This is a genomic window from Thermus sp. (genome assembly GCF_037444525.1).
In the GTDB taxonomy this organism is placed as follows: domain Bacteria; phylum Deinococcota; class Deinococci; order Deinococcales; family Thermaceae; genus Thermus.
In genome coordinates this window covers 1-21,602 of record NZ_JBBIMD010000011.1, presented here as the reverse complement: position 1 = coordinate 21,602, position 21,602 = coordinate 1, and the positions used below count along the sequence as shown (strand labels likewise).

Sequence of the window (21,602 nt, the reverse complement as noted above, 5' to 3'; positions counted from 1 at the left end):
GACCCATGGGGACCCCGCCCGGCTTGCCCTAGACCCCGAGCTACCGGGGTTGGTCCTGGAGCTCGGCCCCATCTGGTAGGCGTTCCGCCCAGGCCCCCGCGGGGTCCAGGAGGCGCCCTGGGGACACCCCCTTGGGGGCGAGGAGGGTGTAGCCGAGGAGGCCCGTGGCCCCTTCCGGGGCTTTCCGCTCGCCCGCCCAGGTGTTGGCCCCCACGTGGTGGTGGTAGCCGTCCCAGGCAAAGAAGAGGGCCTCGGGGTAGGTGCGAAGGGTCACGGCCATGCCCAGCCTGCCGGAAAAGAAGGCCTCCGCTTCCTCCAGGCGTTCCACGTGCAGGTGGAGGTGGCCGAGGCGGGTCCCGGGGGGTAGGGGGGTGGGGTGGGGGGTTTCCGCGAGGAGCCCCTCCAGGTCCAGGGGCGCGGTGAACATCAGGGGGCCTTTGGGCCATGCCCCTTCCGGCCGGTCCCGGTAGACCTCGAGGCCGTTCCCCTCGGGGTCGCGGAAGTAAAGGGCCTCGGAGACCCCGTGGTCCGCCGCCCCCTCAAAGTGGGCCCCCCCTTGCAAAAGCCTGCGGAAGACCCCCGCCAGGGCCGTGCGGCTAGGGAGGAGGAGGGCGAAGTGGTAGAGGCCCACGCTGGGGTAGGGCCTCAAGGGGGCCTCGGGGTGGTGGAGGAGGAAGAGGCTGAAAGCCCCCCCCTCGGGGTAGAGGCGGTAGCGGGGGGGGTTGGCCTCGAGGCGGAGGCCCAGGAGGTCCCGGTAAAAGGCCAGCATGGGCTCCAGGGCCCCCACCCTGAGGGTGAGGTCCTGGAGCCTGAGGGGAAAGCCCATGGCCTAGCCCGCCACGGCCTCCTTCGCCCGGACCGCCTGAGTGTCCACGCTGAAACGCACCTCGTCGCTCACCAAGAAGCCTCCTGTCTCCAGGGCCATGTTCCAGGTGAGGCCGAAGTCCTTACGGTTCAGCTTCCCTTCAAAATGGGCGGCCATGCGCTCGTTGCCCCAGGGGTCCTTGGCGGGGCCATGGGTTTCCACCTCAAAGGCGACGGGCTGCGTCACCCCCCGGATGGTGAGGGTGCCCTCCACCCGGTAGCGCCCTTCCCCTAGGGGGGTGATGGACGCGCTTTGGAAGACGATCTCGGGGTGGTTCTCCGCGTCCAGGAAGTCGGGGGAGCGGAGGTGGTTGTCCCGGTCGGCCACCCCGGTGTGGATGCTCCGCGCGTCCAGGCGGGCCTCCACCTTGAGGGGCCTACCCGCCTCGTCCGCCTCCACGTAGCCCTCCTTGAGGTTCAGGGTGCCCTTGACGGTGGCGATCATCATATGGCGCACCGCAAACTCCACGCTGGTGTGGGCTGGGTCCAGGTTCCAACGCATGGGATCCCCCTTTCTGGCCCTCAGGCCAGTTGCTATATTATCGCAAGCGCTTTTAAAAGTCAAGCGCTGTAGAAGTGCGGCCCAAAAGGAAGCCCCAGGGCCTCTGCGAAGGCTTCAAGCCCCAGCCGGTCCGGCGCTTCCAGGTGGTAGCGGAAGTTCCAGAGGTAGTGCTCCAGGAGGGCGGGGTGGACCCTAAGGCGCTCCGCCTCCCCCCGGGCCACCTCCCCCAGCCGGGCCAGGCCCTTCCGCCGCGCCCGCCTTAAGGCCTGGACCACCCCCTTGGGGGGCGGGTCCTCCAGGCGGTAGGCCCAGACGGCGAAGACGAAGGGGAGGCGGGTGCGGCGGAACCAGGCCATGGCCAGGTCCGTCACCTTAAGGCCTCTGAAGGCGCTGGGGAGTTCGTGGGGGGTTTCGGGGAGGCTTGGTAGGAGCCCCGCGTAGGCCTGGATGGCCCGGTCCCCAATGAGGAGGACGCCGTCGTAGGCCTCTAGAAGCTCAAGCCCCCCCTCTTCCCGCCGGTACTCGGGCCTTGCGCCCGCCTCCTTGAGGAGGAGCTTCAGGAGGGCCACGCTGGTGGCGCTCTCCGTGGTGAGGGCCACCCGGCGGAGCTCCGGGAGGGGTTTCTTGTGGAAAAGGTTCACGGAGTACACGGGGCCCAAAACGGCCACGGAGAAGTCGGGGAGGAGGCCCAAGGCCTCCTGGTGGGTGAGGTAGAAGACGCTGGAGGCTAGGGAGAGGCCGATTTTCCCCTCCAGGAGGAGGCGGTTTAGGGCGGTGGGGGGGGCGTGGACCACCTCGAGGCCTTCCCCTTCCAAAAAGCGCACCAGGGGGGCCACGTTGGCGTAGGGCGGGAAGCCCAGGCGGAAACTCATGCTTCCACGGCGTCCCAGACCCGGATCTCCCGGTAGAGGGCGTCCCGCTCCACGGGGATGCGGCCTGCTCTCCGGATGATGCGGGCCAGGGCCTCCTTGGTGAGGCCCTCGGGGGTAGGGCTGCCCGCCATGTGGACGATCCTTTCCTCAATTAGGGTGCCGTCTATGTCCGTCACCCCCCAGTCCAGGGAGACCTGGGCCAGTTCCGGGGTCAGGGTGGCCCAGTAGCCCTTGATGTGGGGGAAGTTGTCCAGGTAGATGCGGGCCACGGCCAGGTTCCTGAGGTCGTCTACCCCGGTGGTGAAGGTCCTTTTCCCGAGTTCCCGGGCCAGCTGGTTCCCGTCGGGCTGGAAGGCCAAGGGGATGAAGCTCATGAAGCCCCCGGTCTCGTCCTGGAGCCGCCTTAGGCGCTCCATGTGGTCCAGGCGCTCCTCCAGGGTCTCTATGTGCCCGTAGAGCATGGTGGCGTTGGTGGGGATGCCCAAGGCGTGGGCCGTGCGGTGCACCTCCAGCCACCCCTCCGCGCTCACCTTGGCCCGGGCGATCCTCCGCCGCACCCGTTCGGCGAAGATCTCCGCCCCGCCCCCCGGCATGGCGTCCAGGCCCGCCTCCTTCAGGGCCTGGAGCACCTCCTTGTAGGGCAGGCGGGCGATCTTGGAGAAGTGGTGGATCTCCGCCGCGGTCCAGGCCTTCACCTGGGCCCCGGGGAAGTTCTCCTTTAGGCCCCGCATCAGGGCCAGGTAGTACTGGAAGGGCCTTTTGGGGTGGTGGCCCGCGGTGAGGTGGATCTCCGTAAGCCCGGGCTGATACCGGGCCTTGATCCAGGCTATGACCTCCTCCACCTCCCAGTCCCAAGCCCCTTCCTCCCCAAAGCGGCGCTGGAAGGCGCAGAAGGTGCACCCCACGTAGCAGATGTTGGTCTGGGAAACCCGGATGGAGTGGACGAAGTAGGTCTTGTGCCCGTGCTTCCTCTCCCGCACCCAGTTAGCGAGGCGCATCAGGGTGGGGAGGTCCTTGGTCTCGTAAAGGACGAGGCCTTCCTCAAAGCTCACCCGCTCGCCCGCGAGGATCTTCTCGGCGATGGGGACGAGGCGGGGGTCCTGGATGCCCTTCATCCCCCCGAGTCTACTCCCCCCCAAGGCGGAGGGCTAGGGCTTCCACCTCCTTTTTCCTTCCCCCCACCACCCTTTCCTGGAGGAGGTTTTTCAGGTAGCGGTCCGTGAGGAGGAGGTCCACGTAGGGGTGGACCGTGGCCGCCATGACGAAGTCCAAGAGGTCCGAGGGGCGGGGCTTGCGGCGGGGGTCCTTGCGGCTTTGGGCCACGAGGCGGGCGAGGAGCCTTACGAAGGGGACCTCCTTAAGCCCGGTGCGCCGCCTGATCTCTTCCTGCACCCAGGCCTCGAGGGCCTTCTCGGGAAGAGGGGGGAGGCCTTCTAAGAAGCCCTGGAAGGGGGAGAGGTCCGCAGGGTCCTCCCAGCTCCCCCCCCGCCAGAGGAAGTCCTCCCGGTAAAGCCCTCGTTCCTGCCTTTTGGCGATCTCCTCCCAGGGGCGCACCCAGTAGCCATCGGAAAGGGTAGAGAAGACCTCCTCCAGGGCGGGGAGGAGGTAGCCCGCCTTCTCCTTGGGCCCCCGCACCGGGTGGAGGGTCTCCAGCACGTGGAAGGGGCTTGGGGGGGCGAGGGCCTTCCCCCTTAGGGCCAGGAAGAGGCGGCCAAAGGCCTCGTGCCCCCTTTGGCCCAGGAGGTGCTTGGCCATGCGGCTGGCGTAGTTCTGATCCAGGTAGAGGAGCACTACTTGCGGGTAAGCCAGAGGGCCAGGGCCAGGAGGGCCACGCCGGCGGCGAAGAGGAGGAAGTCCAGGGCGCCTTCGGGCTTAAAGGCCAGGGCCTTTTCAAAGAACTTCACCACCAGGATCATCACCACCACCTGGCCCAGCTTTTCCTTGAGGTCGGAGAGGCTTTCCACCGCCAGGACGTTTTCCAGGGGGAGGTCCAGCTTCCTCAAGAAGAGCTCAAAAAGGCCCAGGCCGAAAAGGAGGAAGACCGCGGCCAAAAGGGCCAGGTCCACCGCCCCCACCAGCTTGGGAAGGGCGGCCTCGAGGCCAAGCCCCAGGGCCAGGAGGACCTCCCTTAGGGCGTGGTAGGCGAAGTACAGCGCCCCCAAAAGGAGGCCCGCCACGGGGAGAAGCATGCTCCAGCGGGCCAGGTGGGCCAGGGTCTCCCAGCGGAGCCTAGGGGACATAGGGGGCCTCCTTGGGGGAGGCGGTGGAGGGGCGTTCTATGAGCATGGGTTCAAAGCGCACCTGCCTGGGAGGCCCTGTGTAGCCCTGCATCCTTTCCAAAAGGAGCTGGGCCGCCCGGGCCCCCATGGCCTCCACGGGTTGGGCCACAGTGGAAAGCCCGAGCTCCTCGGTAAAGGGGTGGCCGTCGTAGCCCAGGACCCGCACCTCCTTCCCCGGGGTGAGGCCCAGGCGCTGGGCCTCCTCCAGGACCCCCAAGGCCACCTGGTCCGCCCCCGCGAAGACGTTGATGGGTGGGGAGGCCTTTTCCAGGAAGTAGCGCAGGGCGAGCCTGCCCCCTTCCGGGGAAAGCCGGGTAACGTAGAGGTGGTCTTCGGGGAAGGGGCGGCCCGCCTCCAGGAGGGCCTCCCGGAAGCCTGCCATGCGCTCGCTGAAGACGGTGTGGCGGAAGACGCGGTCGGGCTCCTCCTCCACCTTGATGGCGAAGATGGCCCCGGGGAAGCGGGCCAGGTACTCCCCCGCCATCCGCCCGCCTAGGTGGTTGTCCAGGTAGACGGAGTCGTAGCGGGGGTTCCTGGCGTCCACCAGGACCACGGGCCGGTCGGTGGGGAGGCGCCCCCCTTCAAAGCGCTCGGAGAGGTCGTAGGAGGCCAGGATGAGGCCATCCGTGAGGTAGGCCAGGGTGGAGCTTTGGAGGTAGCGCTCCAGGCGGGCTAAGGAGAGGATGGGGAAGAGGGCGAGGTCGTAGCGCTTTTCCAGAAGGACGCTCTCCAGGCCCTCCAGAAGCCTCCGATAAAACTCCGTGGCCACGAAGGGGAGGAGGACGGAAACGGTGTAGCTCCTCCCCCCCGCGATCCTGCGGGCGTGGGGGTTAGGGGTGTAGCCCAGCTCCTCCATGGCCTTGAGCACCCGGGCCCGGGTTTCGGGCCGCACGGCGGGGTGGTTGTTCAGCACCCGGCTCACGGTGCCGATGCCCACCCCTGCCCGCTCGGCCACCTCGTGGATGGTGGGTTTCCGCTTCATGGCAGGGGGTGGAAGCCCTTCATGGAAACTTCCACGTTCTCAGGATAGGGCCTTGCCCTCTTTTCCGCCAGTCCCCTGGCAGAATGGCCCTATGGGCTACCTCCTCCTCGCTTACCTCCTGGGTTCCTTGGTGGGGGGGCTTCTCTTCTTCCCCGAGGTGCGGGGGAAGGACCTACCCGGGGGGTCTGGGGTCTTCCGCCAAAAAGGCCCCCTGGCGGCCCTCTGGGTGGCGCTTTGGGACGTGGGGAAAGGGGCCTTGGCCCTCCTCCTCATCCCCGAACCCCTCCGCCCCTACGCGGGGGCGGCCTTGGTGGCGGGGCACACCTGGCCCCTCTTCTTCCGCTTCCGGGGGGGTGGGGGGATTGCCCCCTCCTTGGGCTACTTTCTGCCCTGGTACCCCCGGGAGGCCCTCCTGGGGGTAGTCCTCGCCCTCTTGGTGGCCGGGGCCTACCACCTCCTTTGGTGGCGGAAGCGTCGGGGGATCTACCCCATCCCCTTCGGGGCTGTCTTCGGCTACCTGGCCCTCCTTCTCCTCCTGCCCCCTCTGGGCAAGCTGGGGGCCCTTTTGGTGGCGGGGGTGGTCCTCCTTCGGGGTTTGGAAATCCTAAAGGGCAGGTGGTAGCTTAGGGCCATGAAGATCCTCCGCTTTAACGAAGGGCGCTGGGGTATCCTGGAAGGGGAAATCGTTCTGGAGACGGATGCCCCCGGGGGCAACCCCACGGGCCGGCGGTACGATCTGGCCTCGGTTACCCTCCTTCCTCCGGCCACCCCCAGCAAGATCGTCTGCGTGGGGCGGAACTACCGGGAGCACATCCGGGAGATGGGGTACGATTTCGGCCACGACCTCCCCAAGGAGCCGGGCCTCTTCCTCAAGGCCCCCAACACCCTGGCCCGCCCCGGGAACCCCCGGGACCCTTGGGGGAGTGCGGAGCCCGTGCCCTACCCCGCCTTCACGGAGGAGCTCCACTACGAGGGGGAGCTTGCGGTGGTCATCGGGGACCGGATGCGCAACGTTCCCCCAGAGAAGGCCCTGGACCACGTGCTGGGCTACACCATCGGCATAGACATCACCGCGCGGGACGTGCAGAAGAGGGACCTCCAGTGGGTCCGGGCCAAAAGCGCGGACAAGTTTCTGCCCTTGGGGCCCTGGATTGAGACGGACCTGGCCCCCCAGGCCACCTGGGTGCGTACCTGGGTAAACGGGGAGCTCCGCCAGGAGGCCCCCACCTCGGCCATGATCTTCACCGTGGCGGAGATCCTCTCGTACATTTCCTCCTTCATGACCCTGGAGCCTTTGGACGTGGTCCTTACCGGCACCCCCGAGGGGGTGGGGGCCTTAAGCCCTGGGGACCGCCTCGAGGTGGGGGTGGAGGGCATCGGGACCCTCTTCAGCGTCATCGGGCCCAGGGAGGGGTAGGCCATGGAGATCCGGGTGCTGGACTGCCGCTTCCAAGGGGTGGAGCGGGTCATTGCGAGCTTCCTCTTGAAGACGGAGGCGGGGCCCGTCCTGGTTGAGACCGGACCCGAAAGCGCCTTCCCCGCCCTGGTGGAGGCCTTGGGGCGCGAGGGCGTGGCCCCGGAGGAGGTGCGCCACGTCTTCGTCACCCACATCCACCTGGACCATGCGGGGGCCGCCTGGCGCTTCGCCGAGCTTGGGGCCACGGTCTACGTCCACCCCAAGGGGGCCCCGCACCTCGCCGACCCCTCGAGGCTCCTCGCCTCCGCGGAAAGGATCTACGGGGACCTCCTGAAACCCCTCTGGGGGGAGGTCCGGCCTATCCCCGAGGGGAGGATCCGGGCCCTAGGGGACGGGGAGGAGGTGGGGATCGGCGGGGTTAGGGTCCAGGCCTTGGAGACCCTGGGCCACGCCGTCCACCACCACGCCTACCGGGTGGGGGAGGCGGTCTTCTCGGGGGACATCGCCGGGGTGCGCATCGCCCCAGGGCCCGTCCTCCCCCCCACCCCGCCCCCCGACATCCACCTGGAAAGCTGGTACGCCTCCATAGACCGCCTCCTTGCCCTCCGCCCGGGGGTCCTCTACCTCACCCACTTTGGCCCTTACGGGGACGTGGAGGCCCACCTGGAGGCCCTACGGGCCAGGCTTGAGGCCTGGGCGGGCTGGGTCCTGGCCCGGCTCAAGGAGGGGAAGGACCCCCAGGGCCTCACCCCGGAGTTTGAGGCCTATTGGCGGCAGGACCTGGAGGCGGGGGGGGTGGAGGGGCCCTTGGCCCGGCTCTACGAGCTCGCCGACCCCCCCTACATGAACCTCCAGGGCCTCGTGCGCTACTGGCAGAAGCACCACCCCGAGGCCCTATGACCCCTTTTCCCCTAGGACGGCCGGCCCGCATCGCCGTCTTGGCCTCTGGGCGGGGGACGAACCTGGAGGCCCTCATGGCTGCCTTCCCCCAGGGTCATCCCCTGGGGGAGGTGGTCCTGGTCCTCTCGGACAACCCCGAGGCCCTGGCCCTAAGGCGGGCTGAGGCGAGGGGCGTGGAGGCGGTGGCCCTCCCCTGGCGGGGACGGCGGGCCTTTGAGGAGGGGGCCCTGGCCCTTCTGGAGGCGAGGGGCATAGACCTGGTGGCCCTGGCGGGCTTCATGCGCCTCCTCTCCCCCCGGTTCGTGGACCCCTGGTACGGCCGCCTCCTGAACCTCCACCCCTCCCTCCTCCCCGACTACCCGGGCTTAGAGGTCCACCGGCGGGTCCTGGAGGCGGGGGAGGCCTGGACGGGGAGCACGGTGCACTTCGTGGACCGGGGGATGGACACCGGCCCCATCCTCCTCCAGGCCCGGGTGCCTGTCCTGCCCACCGACACCCCGGAGGCCCTCGAGGCCCGGGTTCTCAAGCGGGAATACCGCCTCTACCCCAAGGCCCTCCGCCTGGTCCTCCTGGGCTACGGCTTCCCGCCCGGTGAGGGGGTAAGGGCCCTTGTGGGAGAGGCGGCCTGGGCCCGTTTCCAGGCCCTTCCCTTAAAGGCACGCCCCTTCCACCTCCTGGCCCTGGGGTTTCTCCTTTGGGCCGGGAAGGCCCGCCTGGCCCCGCAGGCCTTCCTGGGCAGGGGAGGCCCCTGGGCCCAAGGGGCCTTCCTCTTCGCCCGGCTCGTGGCCGAGGACGACCCCCTCCTCCGGGAGGAGCTCAGGGGGCTCCCCGAGGAGGTGAGGCGGGCGGTGGAGGAGGCCCTCTTCCGGGTAGAATCCCCCTTATGAAGGTCCTGGTGGTGGGTTTAGGGGGGCGGGAGCACGCCCTCCTTTGGAAGGCGGCCCAAAGCCCCCTGGTGGAAAGGCTCTACGCGGCCCCCGGCAACGCGGGGATGGCGGAGCTGGCCGAGCTCATCCCCTGGAGCGGAGAGGTGGAGGCCTTGGCGGACTGGGCCCTAGGGGAGGGGATAGACCTCACCCTGGTGGGCCCGGAGGCCCCCCTGGTGGAGGGGATCGCCGATGCCTTCTCGGAGCGGGGCCTAAGGGTTTTCGGCCCCACGCAGAAAGCGGCCATGATTGAGGGCTCCAAGGCCTTTGCCAAGGCCCTCATGGAGCGCTACGGCATCCCCACCGCCCGCCACCGCACCTTCCAGGACCCCCTTCTGGCCCTGGAGTACCTGGAGGAGGTGGGGGCGCCCATCGTGGTGAAGGACTCGGGCCTGGCCGCGGGGAAGGGGGTCACGGTGGCCTTTGACCTGCACACCGCCAAGCAGGCCGTGGCCAACATCCTGAACCGGGCCGAGGGGGGGGAGGTGGTGATCGAGGAGTACCTGGAGGGGGAGGAGGCCACGGTGTTGGCCCTCACCGATGGAAAGGCCATCCTTCCCCTCCTCCCCTCCCAGGACCACAAGCGCCTTCTGGATGGGGACCAGGGCCCCATGACCGGGGGGATGGGGGCCGTGGCCCCCTACCCCCTGGACCCCGCCACCCTCGAGGCGGTGGAGGAAAGGATCCTTAGGCCCCTCCTCAGGGGCTTAAAGGCGGAGGGGGTGGACTACCGAGGGGTGGTCTACGCCGGCCTCATGCTCACCAAGGAGGGCCCCAAGGTCCTGGAGTTCAACGCCCGCTTCGGCGACCCTGAGGCCCAGGCCCTCCTGCCCCTTTTGGAAAGCGACCTGGTGGAGCTGGCCCTAAGGGTGGCCGAGGGGCGGCTTGCTGGGGCGGAGCTCCGCTGGAAAGCGGGGGCCTCGGCCTGCGTGGTCCTGGCGGCCCCGGGCTACCCGGAAAGCCCCAGGAAGGGCATCCCCCTCCACCTCCCCGAGCCCCCAGAAGGGGTCCTCCTCTTCCACGCGGGGACCCGGAGGGAGGGGGAGAGGCTGGTGAGCGCGGGGGGGCGGGTCCTCAACGTGGTGGGCCTGGGGGCCACCCTGGAGGAGGCCTTGGAGAGGGCCTACGGCTTCATCCCCCAGATCGGCTTCCCCGGGGCGGTCTACCGGCGGGACATCGGGGCCCGGGCCCGGCGGCGGTAGGCTGGGGGCGGTCCGGGCCGGGAGTCCGCTATCCGGCGGGTCCGGGTTTGGCTGGAAGGCCGGGTGGCCCTTTGGCTTCCCGGTTGGAGGCCTGCCCGGCAGGGGAAGGTGAAGCGCTTCAGTACCTCAGCCGGGCTAGGGGAAGCCCGGCACAGGCCGAAAGCACGGCCCCTAGGGTTTCGTACCCCCTTTGCCGGAGGAGGGGTATCATCTTGGCGAAGACCTCCGCGGTCATGAGGGCGTCCCCCAAGGCGGTGTGCCGCCCCAGGACGGGCACCCCGAACCGCTCCGCCAGGGCCTCGAGGCGGTGGTCCTCCAGGTCGGGGAAGAGGAGGTGGGAGAGGAGGAGGGTATCCACTAGGGGGGTCCTTTCCACCCCCGCCTGCCGGAGGAAGGCCATGTCAAAGGCCCCGTTGTGGGCCACCAGGACGGTTTCCTCTATGAAGGCGAGGAAGGTGGGGAGGACCGCTTCCAGCCTGGGCTTGCCCTTAAGCATCTCCCAGGTGAGGCCGTGCACCTCGGTGGAGGCCTTGGGGATGGGCCGGCCCGGGTCCAGGAGGGCCTCAAAGGTTTCCCCCTTGAGGACCCGCCCACCCAGGAGGTGCACCGCCCCGATGGCGACGATGGCATCCCCCTTGGGGTCAAGCCCTGTGGTTTCCAGGTCAAAGGCCGTGTAGAGGAGGCCTTCCAGGGGGGCTTCCTCCAGGGCCTTGGGGGCTTGGAGGAGGCTTAGATCAAAGACCTCCGCCCGGGGGGGTGGCCCCGCCTCCCGCGCCCTCTTGGGCACGGGGCGGGCGGGAAGGAGGAGGACCAGGCGGCCTCCCTCCCGCCAGAGGCTCCCCCCTGCCTCCCCCACCGCCTTCTGCAGGAGGGGGGTGGGGGTGGGGGCTTCCTCGGCCAGGACCTCGAGGCGGAAAAGCCCCCCCATGGCCTCCCCCCGGAGCCAGACCGCCTCTCCTAGGGGCTTCAGGCCCTCCACAAGCCCCCGGGCCAGGGCGAAGGTGTCCACCCGCACCAATAGCCCCCGGGCCTCCTCGGCCAGGGACTGCCCCGGGGCGTAGCCCAGGCCCCGCTCTATGGCCTCCGAGAGGAGGCGGAGGAGGTCTTCCGAAAGCACCTCCTCCGCCTGGGGGGGAGGGGTGAGGGCCTCCGCCAGCCCCGCCACCTCCTCCGCGGCGGTGCGGGCCGCCTTTAAAAGGGGGGTCAGGGCCTCGGGGGCTTCCCCCTCCAGGGCCTCCACCAGGGCCTTGAGCCCCGCCGCCTTGTCCTTCAGGCGGAAGAGGAGGTCTGCAGGGAGCGTGGCCCCTCCCTCCTCGGGCGCGAGGAGGAGCAAAAACCCTTCCTCCAGGGCCAGGGCCTGGAGCCTTAGGGCCCCCTTGGGCCCCTGGGCCAGGAAGCGCTCCCCCGGCAGGGCCAGGGCGTGGACCAGAAGGGCCCGGTCCAGCAACCCAAAGAGGCTCTTCCCAGCCCCAAGCCCTTCCCCTAGAAGCGCCCGGGCCGCGGGGTTATAGAGGAGGACCTGCCCCCGGGCGTTGGCCACCACCACCCCCTGGGGCAGATGGCCGATGAGGGCGGCCAGCTTCTCCCGCTCTTCCTCCAGGAGGGCTTTGGCCTCCTTGGCCCGGGCCTCGGCTTCCCGGAGGAGCCTTTCCTTTTCCTCCGCCAGGCGGTTGATGAGGTCCGCCAGGGCCTGGAGTTCCAAGGGCCCCCTTAGCTTCAGGCGGTGCCCGGGGTTCGTGAGGAGGACCGTCCCCTCCTGCCCCAGGGCCCGGGCCGCGGCCAGGTAGCCCAGGAAGAGGGGGCGGAGGAGGAGGGCCAGGGCCCCCAGGAAGAGGAGGCCCACCAAAAGGAGCAGGGGGGCCTTGGCCTGGGCCAGCCGGAGGAGGGCCTCCTGGAGCCCAGGCTCCTCCTGGAGGAGGAGGAAGAACCCCAGGGCCAGGGTTCCCCCAAGCAGGGCGGTCCCCACCAGGAGGGCTCCCAGGAAACGGAAGAGGTCGCCCGCCCTCATCCCTCTCCCAACAGCCTCCGCACCTCTTCCATCAGGGCCCGGGTGCTGAAGGGCTTGGTCATGAAGGCCTCCGCTCCCAGGGCCATGGCCTTGGCCCGGTCCGCCTCCCGGCCCCTGGCGGTGAGGACCAGGACCTTGGGCCTCGAGGGCTTTTCCCTCAAGGCTTCCAGGACCGCAAACCCGTCCAAGCCCGGGAGCATCAGGTCCAGGACCACCAGGGCAAAGCCTCCTTCCTCCAGGGCCCTTAGGGCCTCCTCCCCCGTGCGCGCCAACACCACCTCATGCCCCCCCTTCTTGAGGAGGAACTCCAGGGGCACCAGGATGCTCTCCTCGTCGTCCACCAAGAGAACCCGCATCTTCCACCTCCAAGGGCAGGGCGAAGGCGAAGCGCCCTCCGGGCCCCGCCTCCGCCCAGATCCTTCCGCCCATAGCCTCCACCATGCGCCGGGCCAGGGTGAGCCCCAGGCCAAGTCCTCCGGCCCCGCTTTGGAAGGGTTCAAAGACCCGTTCCACCTCCTCCTTTCCAAGCCCCGGTCCGTCGTCCTCCACCAGGAAAAGGGCCTCCTTCCCCTCCCTTTTCAGGGTAAGCCGGACCTCCTTCTCAGCGTGGCGGAGGGCGTTGGAAAGGAGGTTTAGGAGGACCTGGAGGAGCCGGTCCCGGTCGGCTTCGGCGGCGAGGTCCTCCAGCCTCCCCAAGAGGGCCACCCCCCTCTCCTGGGCCAGGGGGGCCACCAGGGCTAAGACCTCCTCCGCCAAGGCTTTCAGGTCCACCCGTTCCCGACAGAGGGGGAGGGCCTCTAGGCGGGAAAGCTCCAAGACCCCCTCCACCAGCCGGGAAAGGCGCTCCATCTCCTTGCGCACCAGGGCGGTGAACCGGGCCCGCTCTTCCTCGGGGAGGTCCTTGTGCTCCTCCAGGATCTCCACCAGGGCCCGGGCCGCGGCCAGGGGGGTGCGAAGCTCGTGGGCCACCGCGGCCAGGAACTCGTCCTTCATCCGGTCCATGGCTTTAAGGCGCTGGTAGGCCTCGGCAAGCTCCGCCCGCGCCTCCTCCAGGGCCTTGGCGTAGGCCCGGACCGCTTGGGACTCCTGGGCAGCCTCGGCCACGGCCTCGAGGGGGGCTTCCTGGGTCACGGAAAGGAGGAGGAGGCGGGCGGTGGCGGGCCCCACCGCCCCCGCCAGGAGGGCCTCTGCCCGGGCGGCGAGCTCCGGACCCTCCCCTAGCTTCTGGGCTTCTTCCAGAAAGCCCCGCCCAGCCTCCGGGCCCAATACCCTTCCCAAAAGCTCCGCAAGCTCCTCCGCCTTTCCCAGTCGGGAAAGGGCCGGCGTCCCCTGGGCGAAGGCCTGGGCCTCCCGGGCCTCCTCCGCCTGGGGGCGGGTGAGGTGGGAGAAGAGGAGGTGCAGGGCCAGGTTGACCGTGAGGCTTGCCAGGAAGCCGTGGGTTACGGGATCCAGGTCCTTGAGGCCCAAAAGCCCTTCGGGGCGGAGGAGGGGGTGGGGGCCTTGGAGGAAGGCCTCGGGGAGCCAGCCGGAGCGGGCCAGGGCGGGGAGGAAGAGGGTGTAGGCCCAGACGCCTATCCCCCCAAGAAGCCCCGCCAAGGCCCCTTGTCTTGTGCTCCCCGTCCAGTAGAGGCCCAGTAACCCCGCGGGGGCCAGCTGGGCCACGGCCGCGAAGGAGATGAGGCCCATGGCCACCAGGGCGTAGGCCTCCCCCGCCAGCCGGAAGTAGAGGTAGCCCAGGAGGAGGATGAGGAGGATGGAGGCCCGCCGCCAGAAGAGGAGGCTTCCCAAGGCCCGGTAACGGAGGAGGAAGGGGGAGAGGAGGTGGTTGGAGACCATGACGGAAAGGGCTAGGGTTTCCACGATGACCATGGCCGTGGCCGCGGAAACCCCGCCCAAAAAGGCCAGGAAGGCCAGGGCCTCGTTCCTCAGGGAAAGAGGCAGGGCCAGGACGTAGAGGTCAGGAGGGGCCTCGAGGCGAAGCCGCCCCCAGAGGGCCAGGGGGAGCACGGGGAGGTTGATGAGGAGGAGGTAGAGGGGGAAGGCCCAGGCCGCGTGGGGGAGGTGGCCCTCGTTCTGGTTCTCCACCACCGCCATGTGGAACTGCCGGGGTAGAAAGAGGAAGGCCAGGCCGGAAAGGAGGGTGAGGCTCACCCAGGCCAGGTGGCCGGAAAGCCCCTCAGGGGGGAGGAGGAGGGGGTGGAGCTCGGGCCGGGCCAGGGCCTCGGGGAAGGGGTTTCCAAGCCGGAGGAGCACCCACCCCCCTACCAGGAGGAAGGCGAGGAGCTTCACCGCCGACTCAAAGGCCACCGCCAGGACCAGCCCCTCGTGCCTTTCCGAGGGGTCCAGGCGGCGGGTGCCGAAGAGGATGGCGAAGAGGGCCAGGCTCAGGGCCACCCCCAGGGCCACGTCCCCCAGGGGGCGGGTTTCCCCCTCCAGGTACAAGAACCCCTGGGCGATGGCCTTGAGCTGCAGGGCCAGGTAAGGCAGGAGGCCCACCACCAAAAACCCCGCCACCAAGGCCCCCAGGAGGGGGTCCCGGCCGTAGCGCACGGAGAGGAGGTCGGCCCAGGAGGTGAGGCGGTAGGTCCGGGCGAGCCGGAGGAGCTTCAGGTGGAGGAAGGGCCAAAGGGCCAGGACCAGGGTGGGCCCCAGGTAGATGGGCAGGAAGGTGGCCCCCTCCGTGGCCGCCCGCCCCACGCTCCCGAAAAAGGTCCAGGCGGTGGCGTAGACCGCCAGGGAAAGGGCGTAGGTCCAGGGGCTCCGCACCAGGGCCCGCCCCCGCCCCTCCCCCAGGAGGGCCACCAGGAAGAGGAGGGCCAGGTAAAGGAGGAGGCCCAAAAGAACCCCGCTCATCGCCGCGCCCCCAGGTAGAGGAGTAGGATGAGCGCCCCCCAGGCCAGGAAGAGGTAGAGGTAGAAGGAAGGAAGGCCCAAGGGGCCCTCGAGGCTGAAAAGGAGGGGGAAGGGCAGGCTGAAGAGGAAACTCCCCAGGAGGAAAAGGAAAACGCTTCGCGTCCTCATCGGAGCTGGAACCGGATGGCGGTGCTCTCCTGCACCTCTTGGATGGCCCGGAAGCCCTCCAACGCCCGCCTCCTTTCCCCTGGCGAAAGGGCATCCCAGCGCACGCGGTTTTCGGGAGGCTTCCCTTCCTCCAGGGCCTGGAGCTGAGCCCTAAGACGGAGCCCAAAGAAGAAGCCGAAGGCCTCCTCCAGCCTTTCCGCCCCTTCTGGGCTCAAGATGCCCCTTTGGGCCGCGGCCCTAAGCCGCTCCCCGGTGCCCTTGGCGAGGCTTCCCGCCATGAGGGCGTAGAGGCGGGCCAGGGCCACAATGGGGGCCAGGGCATGCCGCTTCAGGTCTATAAAACCCCCTTCCGTCCGCACCCGTCCCAGAAGCCCCAGGGGGGGGCGGAACTCCAGGGCGGCCTGGGCCAGGTGGTAGAGGAACACCCCCCGCTTGGCCCCCTGGAGGATGGCCGCCTCTAGGGGCTCTAAGGAGAGGCTTCCCCCCACCGGGCGCAGGTCAAAGAAGATCTGGGTCTCCAGGAGGGCCTGGGGCTCCGGGGCCTCCATCCAGCGCTGGAAGGTCTCCACCCACTCCTTGAGGGGCATCCGCCAACGGGTGGCCATGTACCCCCCCTTGCACTCGGGGATGCCCGCCTGGATAAGCCCCCCGACCACCGCTTCGGCCAGGGGGGCGAAGTAGGCCTCGTGTCCCTCCTCCGCCAGGACCAGGGCGTTGTCCTGGTCGGTGAGCAGGGCCTGCTCCCGCCGCCCCTCTGAGCCGAAAACCATAAAGCTGTAGGGCACGGGGGGTGGGCCCAGGCGGGTCTCCCCTTCCTTCAGGAGCCGCTTGATGAGGGCGTCGTTTAGCCCCGCCACCACCCGGCCGATGTCCCAGGGGGCAACCCCTCCCCGGAAGAGGTGCCCCACCAGCCGGGCCACCTCCTCCGCGTAGCGGGAAAGCTCCAGCCGCTCTACCTTCCTTAGGAGGACCAGGGGGTTTTCCATGCTGGGGAGGAGGTTGGTGTGGGTTACCACCCCCACCACCCGCTCCCCTTCCCGGAGGACCAGGTGGTGGATTCCCCGCTCCACCATGGCCGCCAGGGCCTCGTAGAGGGGGGTGTCCGCGGGCAGGGCGAAGAGGGGCCGGGTGGCCACCGCCCCCACGGGGGTGGAGGGGGGGCGGCCCTGGGCCAGGACCCGGTTCCTCAGGTCCCGGTCCGTAAGGATGCCCAAAGGCTCCCCCTCCACCAGGAGGCTGGAAACCCCTTCTTGGGCCATCTTCCGGGCGGCCTCCTCCACCGTGGCGCTGGGGGCGATGAAGAGGGGGGGTCGGCGCACAAGCCGCCCGATGGGGGTGAAAAGGCTTGCCCTAAGCCCCTGGAGCCTGGTCCTTTCCCCCAGCCCCTCCACGAAGAAGCGGGCGGCCTTGGGGAAGGTGAGGAGCCAGAAGAAGACCTCCTTGGGCCAGCGGAGGACCTCCACCGCCTCCAGGGCCTCCACCCCTAGGGCCGGGGGCTCTCCTAGGAGGAGGGAAGGGAAGCCGAAAAACCGCCCCGGTCCCAGCACCTCCACCGGGCGCTCCCCATCCTTTAGGGCCACCTGTCCCCGGACCACCAGGTAGAGGTGGCGGGCGGGTTCCCCCCCTTGGACCAGGATCTCGCTTCCCCCGGGGTAGGCCACCCGTTCCCCCTGGGCCTCGAGGCGCTCCAGGGCTTCCTCGGGCAGGACGTCAAGGGGTGGAACGCGCCTGAGCTCCATGGTCCGGGGTCAGCCAGGCCAGGAGGGGGACGATGAAGTGGAGGGCCACCTGGGCCTGGAGGAGGACGACCAAGCCGATGCCCAGCATGAAGGCCGGAGGGAGGAGGACGAAAAGCCGCACCACCCGCTCCAGGCCCTGCTTGGGCGGGAGGGGCCAGATCCGGTGGTAAAGGAGGCCGAGCCCGAACCCCACCAGGGTGCCTAGGGCCAGATGCAGGAGGTCCCGGGGGTACGGGAAGGGGAAACCCAGGAGGAAGTGCCCCCCCAGGTAGAAGAGGTAAAGGCCCAAAAGGCCCTTGAGGTAGGCCCGGACGTAGAGGAGCAGATGGAGGGGATGCATGGCGCTGTTAAAACCAGCATACGGGGGGAGGAACCTTTAGGTTAGGCCCCTCCCCCCTTTGGGCTTAGTGTTCCGCGGCAGCGCCCGCCCCTTTGGGAATGCGGATGGACTCCACCAGGTTCTGCACCTCCTGGGGCGGTGGGGGGGTCATGCGGGAGACCACGTAGGCCACCACGAAGTTGAGTATCATACCAATCACCCCCACGCCCTCCGCGCTGATGCCAAAGAGGTCCTTGATCACGGGGGCGGGAGCCCCGAAGATCTGGGGAGCCCTCATCATGCCGATCATCGCCGCGGTGAAGATGAGGCCCGTGAGGATGCCGGCGATGGCCCCCTCCCGGTTCATGCGCTTGTCAAAGATGCCCAGGAGGATAGCGGGGAAGAGGCTACTGGCTGCGAGGCCGAAGGCGAAGGCCACCACCTGGGCCACGAAGCCGGGGGGATTGATGCCGAAGTACCCTGCCAGGATCACCGCCAGGAGGATCATGATCCGGCCCACCAGGAGGCGCTGGGCCTCGCTGGCCTGGGGATTCAGGATGCGGTAGTACACATCGTGGGCGATGGCGCTGGACATGGCCAGGAGGAGGCCGGAGGCCGTGGAGAGCGCCGCTGCCAGACCTCCGGCTGCCACCAAGGCGATCACGAAGGGCGCCAGCCGGGCCACCTCTGGGGTGGAGAGGACCACGATGTCGTTGTCCAGGTGGACCTCGTTTTTGCTCTTCTCATCGGGGGTGTTGAAGTCGGGGCGGCCGCTTTTAACTGCGAAAGCCCGGCCCGGGGCTACGGTGACCTTGCCGTCCCCGTCCTTGTCCACGAACGCCAGGAGTTTGGTTTTTTCCCACTTGACCACCCAGTCAATCTGCCGCACCTCCTCCAAGGTTTTGCCGTGGAGGGTAGTGATGAGGTTGTAGCGGGCGAAGGCGGCCAGGGCGGGGGCGGTGGTGTAGAGCAAGGCGATGAAGAGCAGAGCCCAGCCTGCGGAGTACCGCGCAGAGCGCACACTGGGCACGGTGTAAAAACGGATGATCACGTGGGGCAGGCCGGCGGTGCCCACCATGAGGGCCAGGGTGATGGCCAGGATGTCAATCATGGGCTTCCCCTGGAAGGGCTTGGTGTACTCGGTGAAGCCCAGGTCCACCTGGATCTGGTTCAGGCGGGGAACCAGGTCGCTGAAGGTAAAGGCCAGCTGGGGGATGGGATTCCCCGTGAGCAGGTTGGCGATGGCGATGGCAGGGATGATGTAGGCGATGATCAGCACCGTGTACTGGGCCACCTGGGTCCAGGTGATTCCCTTCATCCCGCCTAGGACTGCGAAGAAGGCCACCACTACCATGCCGATGATGACCCCGGTGGCGATGTCCACTTGGAGGAAGCGGCTGAACACGATGCCCACGCCCCGCATCTGTCCGGCCACGTAGGTGAGGGAAATAAAGATGGTGGCGATGGCTGCCACCGCCCGAGCGGTGTGGGAGTAGTAGCGGTCCCCGATGAAGTCGGGTACCGTGTACTTGCCGTACTTCCTGAGATAGGGGGCGAGGAGGAGGGCCAGGAGGACGTACCCTCCCGTCCAGCCCATGAGGTAAACCGCCCCGTCGTAGCCCATGGTGGAAATGAGGCCCGCCATGGAGATGAAGCTGGCGGCGCTCATCCAGTCGGCGGCGGTGGCGGCACCGTTGGCGATGGCCGGCACCCCGCGGCCGGCCACGTAAAACCCCGCGGTTTCCCGAACCCGGGAAAGGTAGCCGATGTAGAGGTAAAGTGCGAAGGTGAGCCCTACGAAGAAATAGGTCCAGGTTTCAACGCTCATGGTTCACCTCACTCGTGCACGTGGTGTTCACGGTCCAGCTGGTCCATGCGCCAAGCGTAGTAGAAGATGAGGATTACGAAGATGTAGATGCTCCCCTGCTGGGCGAACCAGAAGCCGAGGGGCAGGCTTCCGAGGCGAACACCGGAGAGGGGTTCCGCCAGGAGGATGCCCAAGACGTAAGAGACCAAGGCCCACACGATGAGCAGGTTGCGGATAAGGGCCACGTTTTTCTTCCAGTACTCCACCAACCTCGTCCCTTCCATATGCCTCCCTCCCTTTCCAAACCGGAAGAAGCCAGGGATGGAGAAAGAGGGATTTCTCCGGTTTGGTGGGGGCCATCTTAGAGAGCGGTGAGGGCGCTGTCAAGAAAAGGAGGTTTTTTCGCTATGCGCTAAAGGTGGGGTTTCTAAACGCTGAAAGGGGGGCGCCCAAGGGCACCCCCCTTCGCCCAGATGGGCTAGGCCTCCACCTGTAAGGAGGCAGGGTCCAGATTGGTGTAGACGTTTTGCACGTCGTCTAGGTCCTCCAGGGCCTCCACCAGCCTCAAGACCTTGGCCGCCTCCTCGGGGGAGAGGGCCACGGTGTTTTGGGGGTGTTGGACCACCTCCACCGCCTCCACCCGGATCCCTCTTCCCTTTAAGCCCTCGGCGATGCGGTAGGCTTCCCCGGGCTCGGTGTAGATGGTGAGGGTTTCCCCTTCCTCCTCCAGGTCCAAGGCCCCTAGCTCAATGGCGGCCTCCTGGGCAGCCTCGGTGTTCTCCGTCACGATGACCCCCTTGCGTTCAAACTGCCAGGCCACGCTCCCCGAGGCCCCCAGGGAGCCCCCGTACTTGCCGAAGACGTGGCGCACCTCCCCCGCGGTGCGGTTGCGGTTGTCCGTGAGGGCGTAGACCAGAAGGGCCACCCCCCCAGGGGCGTAGCCCTCGTAGACGATCTCCTCGTACTGCTCGCCGCCTTCCCCACCCCCTTGGAGCTTCTGCAGGAGGCGCTCAATGTTTTCCATGGGCACGTCGTCGGCCCGGGCGGCCTCGATGGCGTTTCGGAGCTGGACGTTGGCCTCGGGGTAGGGGCTTCCCCCCGCGCGGGCCGCGGCCTGGATGGCCCGGAGGTGCTTGGAAATGATCTTGCCACGCTTCAGGTCGTTGGCGGCTTTCTTGCGCTTAATCTGAGCCCATTTGCTGTGACCGGCCATAGCTCACCCCATTCATTATAGCCGTGGCCTCCAACACCTTTTCCGCCAGCCTCTCCCCGGCCTCCCGGAAGGGGTGGAAGACGAGGCCCACCCCCGCCTCCTCCAAGAGGGGGTCCTCCTCCAGGTGGAAGCTGGTGGCGGCCACGAGACCCTTAAAGCCCCGTTCCTTCAGCCAGCGGGCGGCGAGGAGCTTGGCCTCGAGGTCCGGCAGGGCCAGGACCACCCCCTTAAGCCCCCTTAGGTCCAACCTCTCCCAAAGCTCCGGGTCCTCCGCGTCCCCGTAGAGCACCCGCCGCCCCTTGGCCCGGTGCCGCTCCACCTTCTCGGGGTCCGCGTCCAGGCCCACGGGGGTTTCCCCCCCCTCCTCCAACACCCGGTAGACCGCCCCCCCAGTGCGCCCCATGCCCACCACTAAGAAGGTGGCCCCGTCCAGACGGGTGGGCTCCTCGTCCGGGTGGAGGCCCTTCCGCTCCAGGCGGAGGAGCCAGGGTTCCAGCCGCTTGTAAAGGGGGTGGGCGTAGCGGGCGAGGAAGGCGGTGAAGGCCATGCTTAAGGCCACCCCCAGGGCCAGGGTGGAGAGGAGGCCCGGGGCCAGGCCCGCCGCCAAGGGCAAGGCCACGATGAGGGCGAACTCCGAGTAGCTCCCCAGGTAGGTCCCGGCCACAAAGGCCGTGCGCGCCCGGAGGCCAAAGAAGAGAAGGAGGCCGAAGAAGAGGGGCACCTTCAGGAGCCCGAGGGCTAAAAGGGCCAGGAGGAAGCCACCCTCCGCTCCCCCTAGGCCTTCCCGCAGGCCGATTTCCAGGAAAAACCCCACCAAAAAGGCCTCCTTCAGGCTCCAAAGGGCTTTGGAAAGCTCCGTGCCCCGCTCGTGCCCCGAGAGGAGGGCCCCCAGGAGGAGGGCTCCAAGCTCCGGGGAAAGCCCCAGGGCCCTAAACCCCTCCCCCCCCGCCAGGGCCAGGGTGAGGCCGAAGAGGACCAGAAGCTCCTCGTGCCCGCTCCGCTCCAGGAGCCAGACCACCCCTCGCCGGAGGAGGGGGAAGAGGAGGACGAGGAGGGCGAAGGGGCTTGGGGCCTTCTCCCCCCCCAGGGCCAGAAGCCCCACCGCCACCAGGTCCTGGAGGACCAGGATGCCGATGGCCAGGCGGCCGTGGTAGGTGGAAAGCTCCTTCTTGTCCTCCAGGACCTTGGCCACCAGCACGGTGCTGGAAAAGGCCAGGGCCAGGGCTAGGGCCAAGGGGAGGCCGGGGACGAGGGGGAAAGCCAGGAGGCCGAAGAGGAGGATCTCCACCCCCCCCACCCCCAGGACCCTGGGGTCCAGGAGGTCCTTGAGCCGGAGCTTGAGCCCCACGCTGAAGAGGAGGAGCAAAACCCCGATCTCCGCCGCTTGGTGCAAGAAGGGGGTGCTGGTCGTGTAAGGAATTATGTGTAAGGGTATGTGTATGAATGGGGGTACCAACGGGAGAGGAGGTACCCCATGGATCAGGATACCCTCCAGATGATCTTGAGGGAAGCAGTGAGGGAAACGGTAACCCAGGTTCTGCAGGCCCTGCTC

General features: G+C 68.3%; 22 protein-coding genes. 5 read left to right on the top strand and 17 right to left on the bottom strand.

Annotated elements, in window-relative coordinates:
* Nucleotides 1–40: 40 nt before the first annotated feature.
* Genes WKI94_RS02915 through WKI94_RS02885 form a run of 7 tightly spaced genes read right to left on the bottom strand, consistent with a single transcriptional unit; the run spans nt 41 to nt 5,499 of the window.
* On the bottom strand, nt 41–826 hold the full coding sequence (locus WKI94_RS02915) for a VOC family protein (RefSeq protein ID WP_337844275.1): 786 nt from the start codon (nt 824–826) through the stop codon (nt 41–43).
* Nucleotides 827–829: 3 nt separating this feature from the next.
* A complete protein-coding gene (locus WKI94_RS02910; protein ID WP_337844274.1) occupies nt 830–1,366 on the bottom strand; it encodes a YceI family protein in 537 nt (178 codons plus the stop codon).
* A 59-nt stretch (nt 1,367–1,425) separates the two neighbouring features.
* A complete protein-coding gene (locus tag WKI94_RS02905) occupies nt 1,426–2,238 on the bottom strand; it encodes a menaquinone biosynthesis protein (protein ID WP_337844273.1) in 813 nt (270 codons plus the stop codon).
* Nucleotides 2,235–3,353, bottom strand: coding sequence for an aminofutalosine synthase MqnE (gene mqnE / locus WKI94_RS02900; RefSeq protein ID WP_337844272.1), 1,119 nt, complete (start codon nt 3,351–3,353; stop codon nt 2,235–2,237). Before mqnE ends, WKI94_RS02905 begins: the two co-directional genes overlap by 4 nt.
* Nucleotides 3,354–3,363: 10 nt before the next feature.
* Nucleotides 3,364–4,029 carry a hypothetical protein gene (locus WKI94_RS02895; RefSeq protein ID WP_337844271.1) on the bottom strand — a complete coding sequence of 222 codons (666 nt, stop codon included), beginning with the start codon at nt 4,027–4,029 and terminating at the stop codon, nt 3,364–3,366.
* Complete coding sequence (locus WKI94_RS02890) at nt 4,029–4,478, bottom strand: YqhA family protein (protein ID WP_337844270.1); 450 nt, start codon at nt 4,476–4,478, stop codon at nt 4,029–4,031. Before WKI94_RS02890 ends, WKI94_RS02895 begins: the two co-directional genes overlap by 1 nt.
* Nucleotides 4,468–5,499 carry a substrate-binding domain-containing protein gene (locus WKI94_RS02885; protein ID WP_337844269.1) on the bottom strand — a complete coding sequence of 344 codons (1,032 nt, stop codon included), beginning with the start codon at nt 5,497–5,499 and terminating at the stop codon, nt 4,468–4,470. Before WKI94_RS02885 ends, WKI94_RS02890 begins: the two co-directional genes overlap by 11 nt.
* Before the next feature lie 91 nt (nt 5,500–5,590).
* On the opposite strand from WKI94_RS02885, the gene WKI94_RS02880 reads away from it, so the two are divergent.
* Genes WKI94_RS02880 through purD form a run of 5 tightly spaced genes read left to right on the top strand, consistent with a single transcriptional unit; the run spans nt 5,591 to nt 9,944 of the window.
* Nucleotides 5,591–6,121 (top strand): glycerol-3-phosphate acyltransferase, encoded by a 531-nt coding sequence (locus tag WKI94_RS02880; protein WP_337844268.1) that lies wholly within the window; start codon nt 5,591–5,593, stop codon nt 6,119–6,121.
* Between the two features lie 9 nt (nt 6,122–6,130).
* Nucleotides 6,131–6,916: a fumarylacetoacetate hydrolase family protein gene (locus tag WKI94_RS02875; RefSeq protein ID WP_337844267.1), complete on the top strand. Its 786-nt coding sequence runs from the start codon at nt 6,131–6,133 to the stop codon at nt 6,914–6,916.
* Between the two features lie 3 nt (nt 6,917–6,919).
* Nucleotides 6,920–7,816, top strand: coding sequence for an MBL fold metallo-hydrolase (locus WKI94_RS02870; protein ID WP_337844266.1), 897 nt, complete (start codon nt 6,920–6,922; stop codon nt 7,814–7,816).
* On the top strand, nt 7,813–8,703 hold the full coding sequence (gene purN, locus WKI94_RS02865) for a phosphoribosylglycinamide formyltransferase (protein WP_337844265.1): 891 nt from the start codon (nt 7,813–7,815) through the stop codon (nt 8,701–8,703). The genes WKI94_RS02870 and purN overlap by 4 nt, the downstream gene beginning before the upstream one ends.
* A complete protein-coding gene (purD, locus tag WKI94_RS02860; RefSeq protein WP_337844264.1) occupies nt 8,700–9,944 on the top strand; it encodes a phosphoribosylamine--glycine ligase in 1,245 nt (414 codons plus the stop codon). Before purN ends, purD begins: the two co-directional genes overlap by 4 nt.
* A gap of 118 nt (nt 9,945–10,062) precedes the next feature.
* Here the strand turns inward: purD and WKI94_RS02855 are convergent, their stop codons facing one another.
* The 10 genes from WKI94_RS02855 to WKI94_RS02810 form a co-directional block, all read right to left on the bottom strand.
* The gene (locus tag WKI94_RS02855; protein ID WP_337844263.1) at nt 10,063–11,952 is read right to left on the bottom strand and encodes an exonuclease domain-containing protein; all 1,890 of its coding nucleotides are present in this window, start codon (nt 11,950–11,952) and stop codon (nt 10,063–10,065) included.
* Entirely contained in the window at nt 11,949–12,308 is a 360-nt protein-coding gene (locus WKI94_RS02850) for a response regulator (protein ID WP_337844262.1), read from the bottom strand. Before WKI94_RS02850 ends, WKI94_RS02855 begins: the two co-directional genes overlap by 4 nt.
* Entirely contained in the window at nt 12,232–14,805 is a 2,574-nt protein-coding gene (locus tag WKI94_RS02845) for an ATP-binding protein (RefSeq protein ID WP_337844261.1), read from the bottom strand. Before WKI94_RS02845 ends, WKI94_RS02850 begins: the two co-directional genes overlap by 77 nt.
* Nucleotides 14,802–14,972, bottom strand: a complete 171-nt coding sequence (locus tag WKI94_RS02840) for a hypothetical protein (protein ID WP_337844260.1) — start codon at nt 14,970–14,972, stop codon at nt 14,802–14,804. The genes WKI94_RS02845 and WKI94_RS02840 overlap by 4 nt, the downstream gene beginning before the upstream one ends.
* Nucleotides 14,969–16,711, bottom strand: coding sequence for a putative nucleotidyltransferase substrate binding domain-containing protein (locus WKI94_RS02835; RefSeq protein WP_337844259.1), 1,743 nt, complete (start codon nt 16,709–16,711; stop codon nt 14,969–14,971). The genes WKI94_RS02840 and WKI94_RS02835 overlap by 4 nt, the downstream gene beginning before the upstream one ends.
* Nucleotides 16,683–17,051 carry a hypothetical protein gene (locus WKI94_RS02830; RefSeq protein ID WP_337844258.1) on the bottom strand — a complete coding sequence of 123 codons (369 nt, stop codon included), beginning with the start codon at nt 17,049–17,051 and terminating at the stop codon, nt 16,683–16,685. Before WKI94_RS02830 ends, WKI94_RS02835 begins: the two co-directional genes overlap by 29 nt.
* A gap of 64 nt (nt 17,052–17,115) precedes the next feature.
* A complete protein-coding gene (locus tag WKI94_RS02825; protein WP_337844257.1) occupies nt 17,116–18,858 on the bottom strand; it encodes a sodium:solute symporter family protein in 1,743 nt (580 codons plus the stop codon).
* Nucleotides 18,859–18,866: 8 nt separating this feature from the next.
* Nucleotides 18,867–19,121 (bottom strand): DUF4212 domain-containing protein, encoded by a 255-nt coding sequence (locus WKI94_RS02820; RefSeq protein ID WP_337844256.1) that lies wholly within the window; start codon nt 19,119–19,121, stop codon nt 18,867–18,869.
* Between the two features lie 194 nt (nt 19,122–19,315).
* Complete coding sequence (locus WKI94_RS02815) at nt 19,316–20,050, bottom strand: YebC/PmpR family DNA-binding transcriptional regulator (RefSeq protein ID WP_337844255.1); 735 nt, start codon at nt 20,048–20,050, stop codon at nt 19,316–19,318.
* Nucleotides 20,019–21,545 (bottom strand): cation:proton antiporter family protein, encoded by a 1,527-nt coding sequence (locus WKI94_RS02810; RefSeq protein ID WP_337844304.1) that lies wholly within the window; start codon nt 21,543–21,545, stop codon nt 20,019–20,021. The genes WKI94_RS02815 and WKI94_RS02810 overlap by 32 nt, the downstream gene beginning before the upstream one ends.
* Between the last annotated feature and the right edge of the window lie 57 nt (nt 21,546–21,602).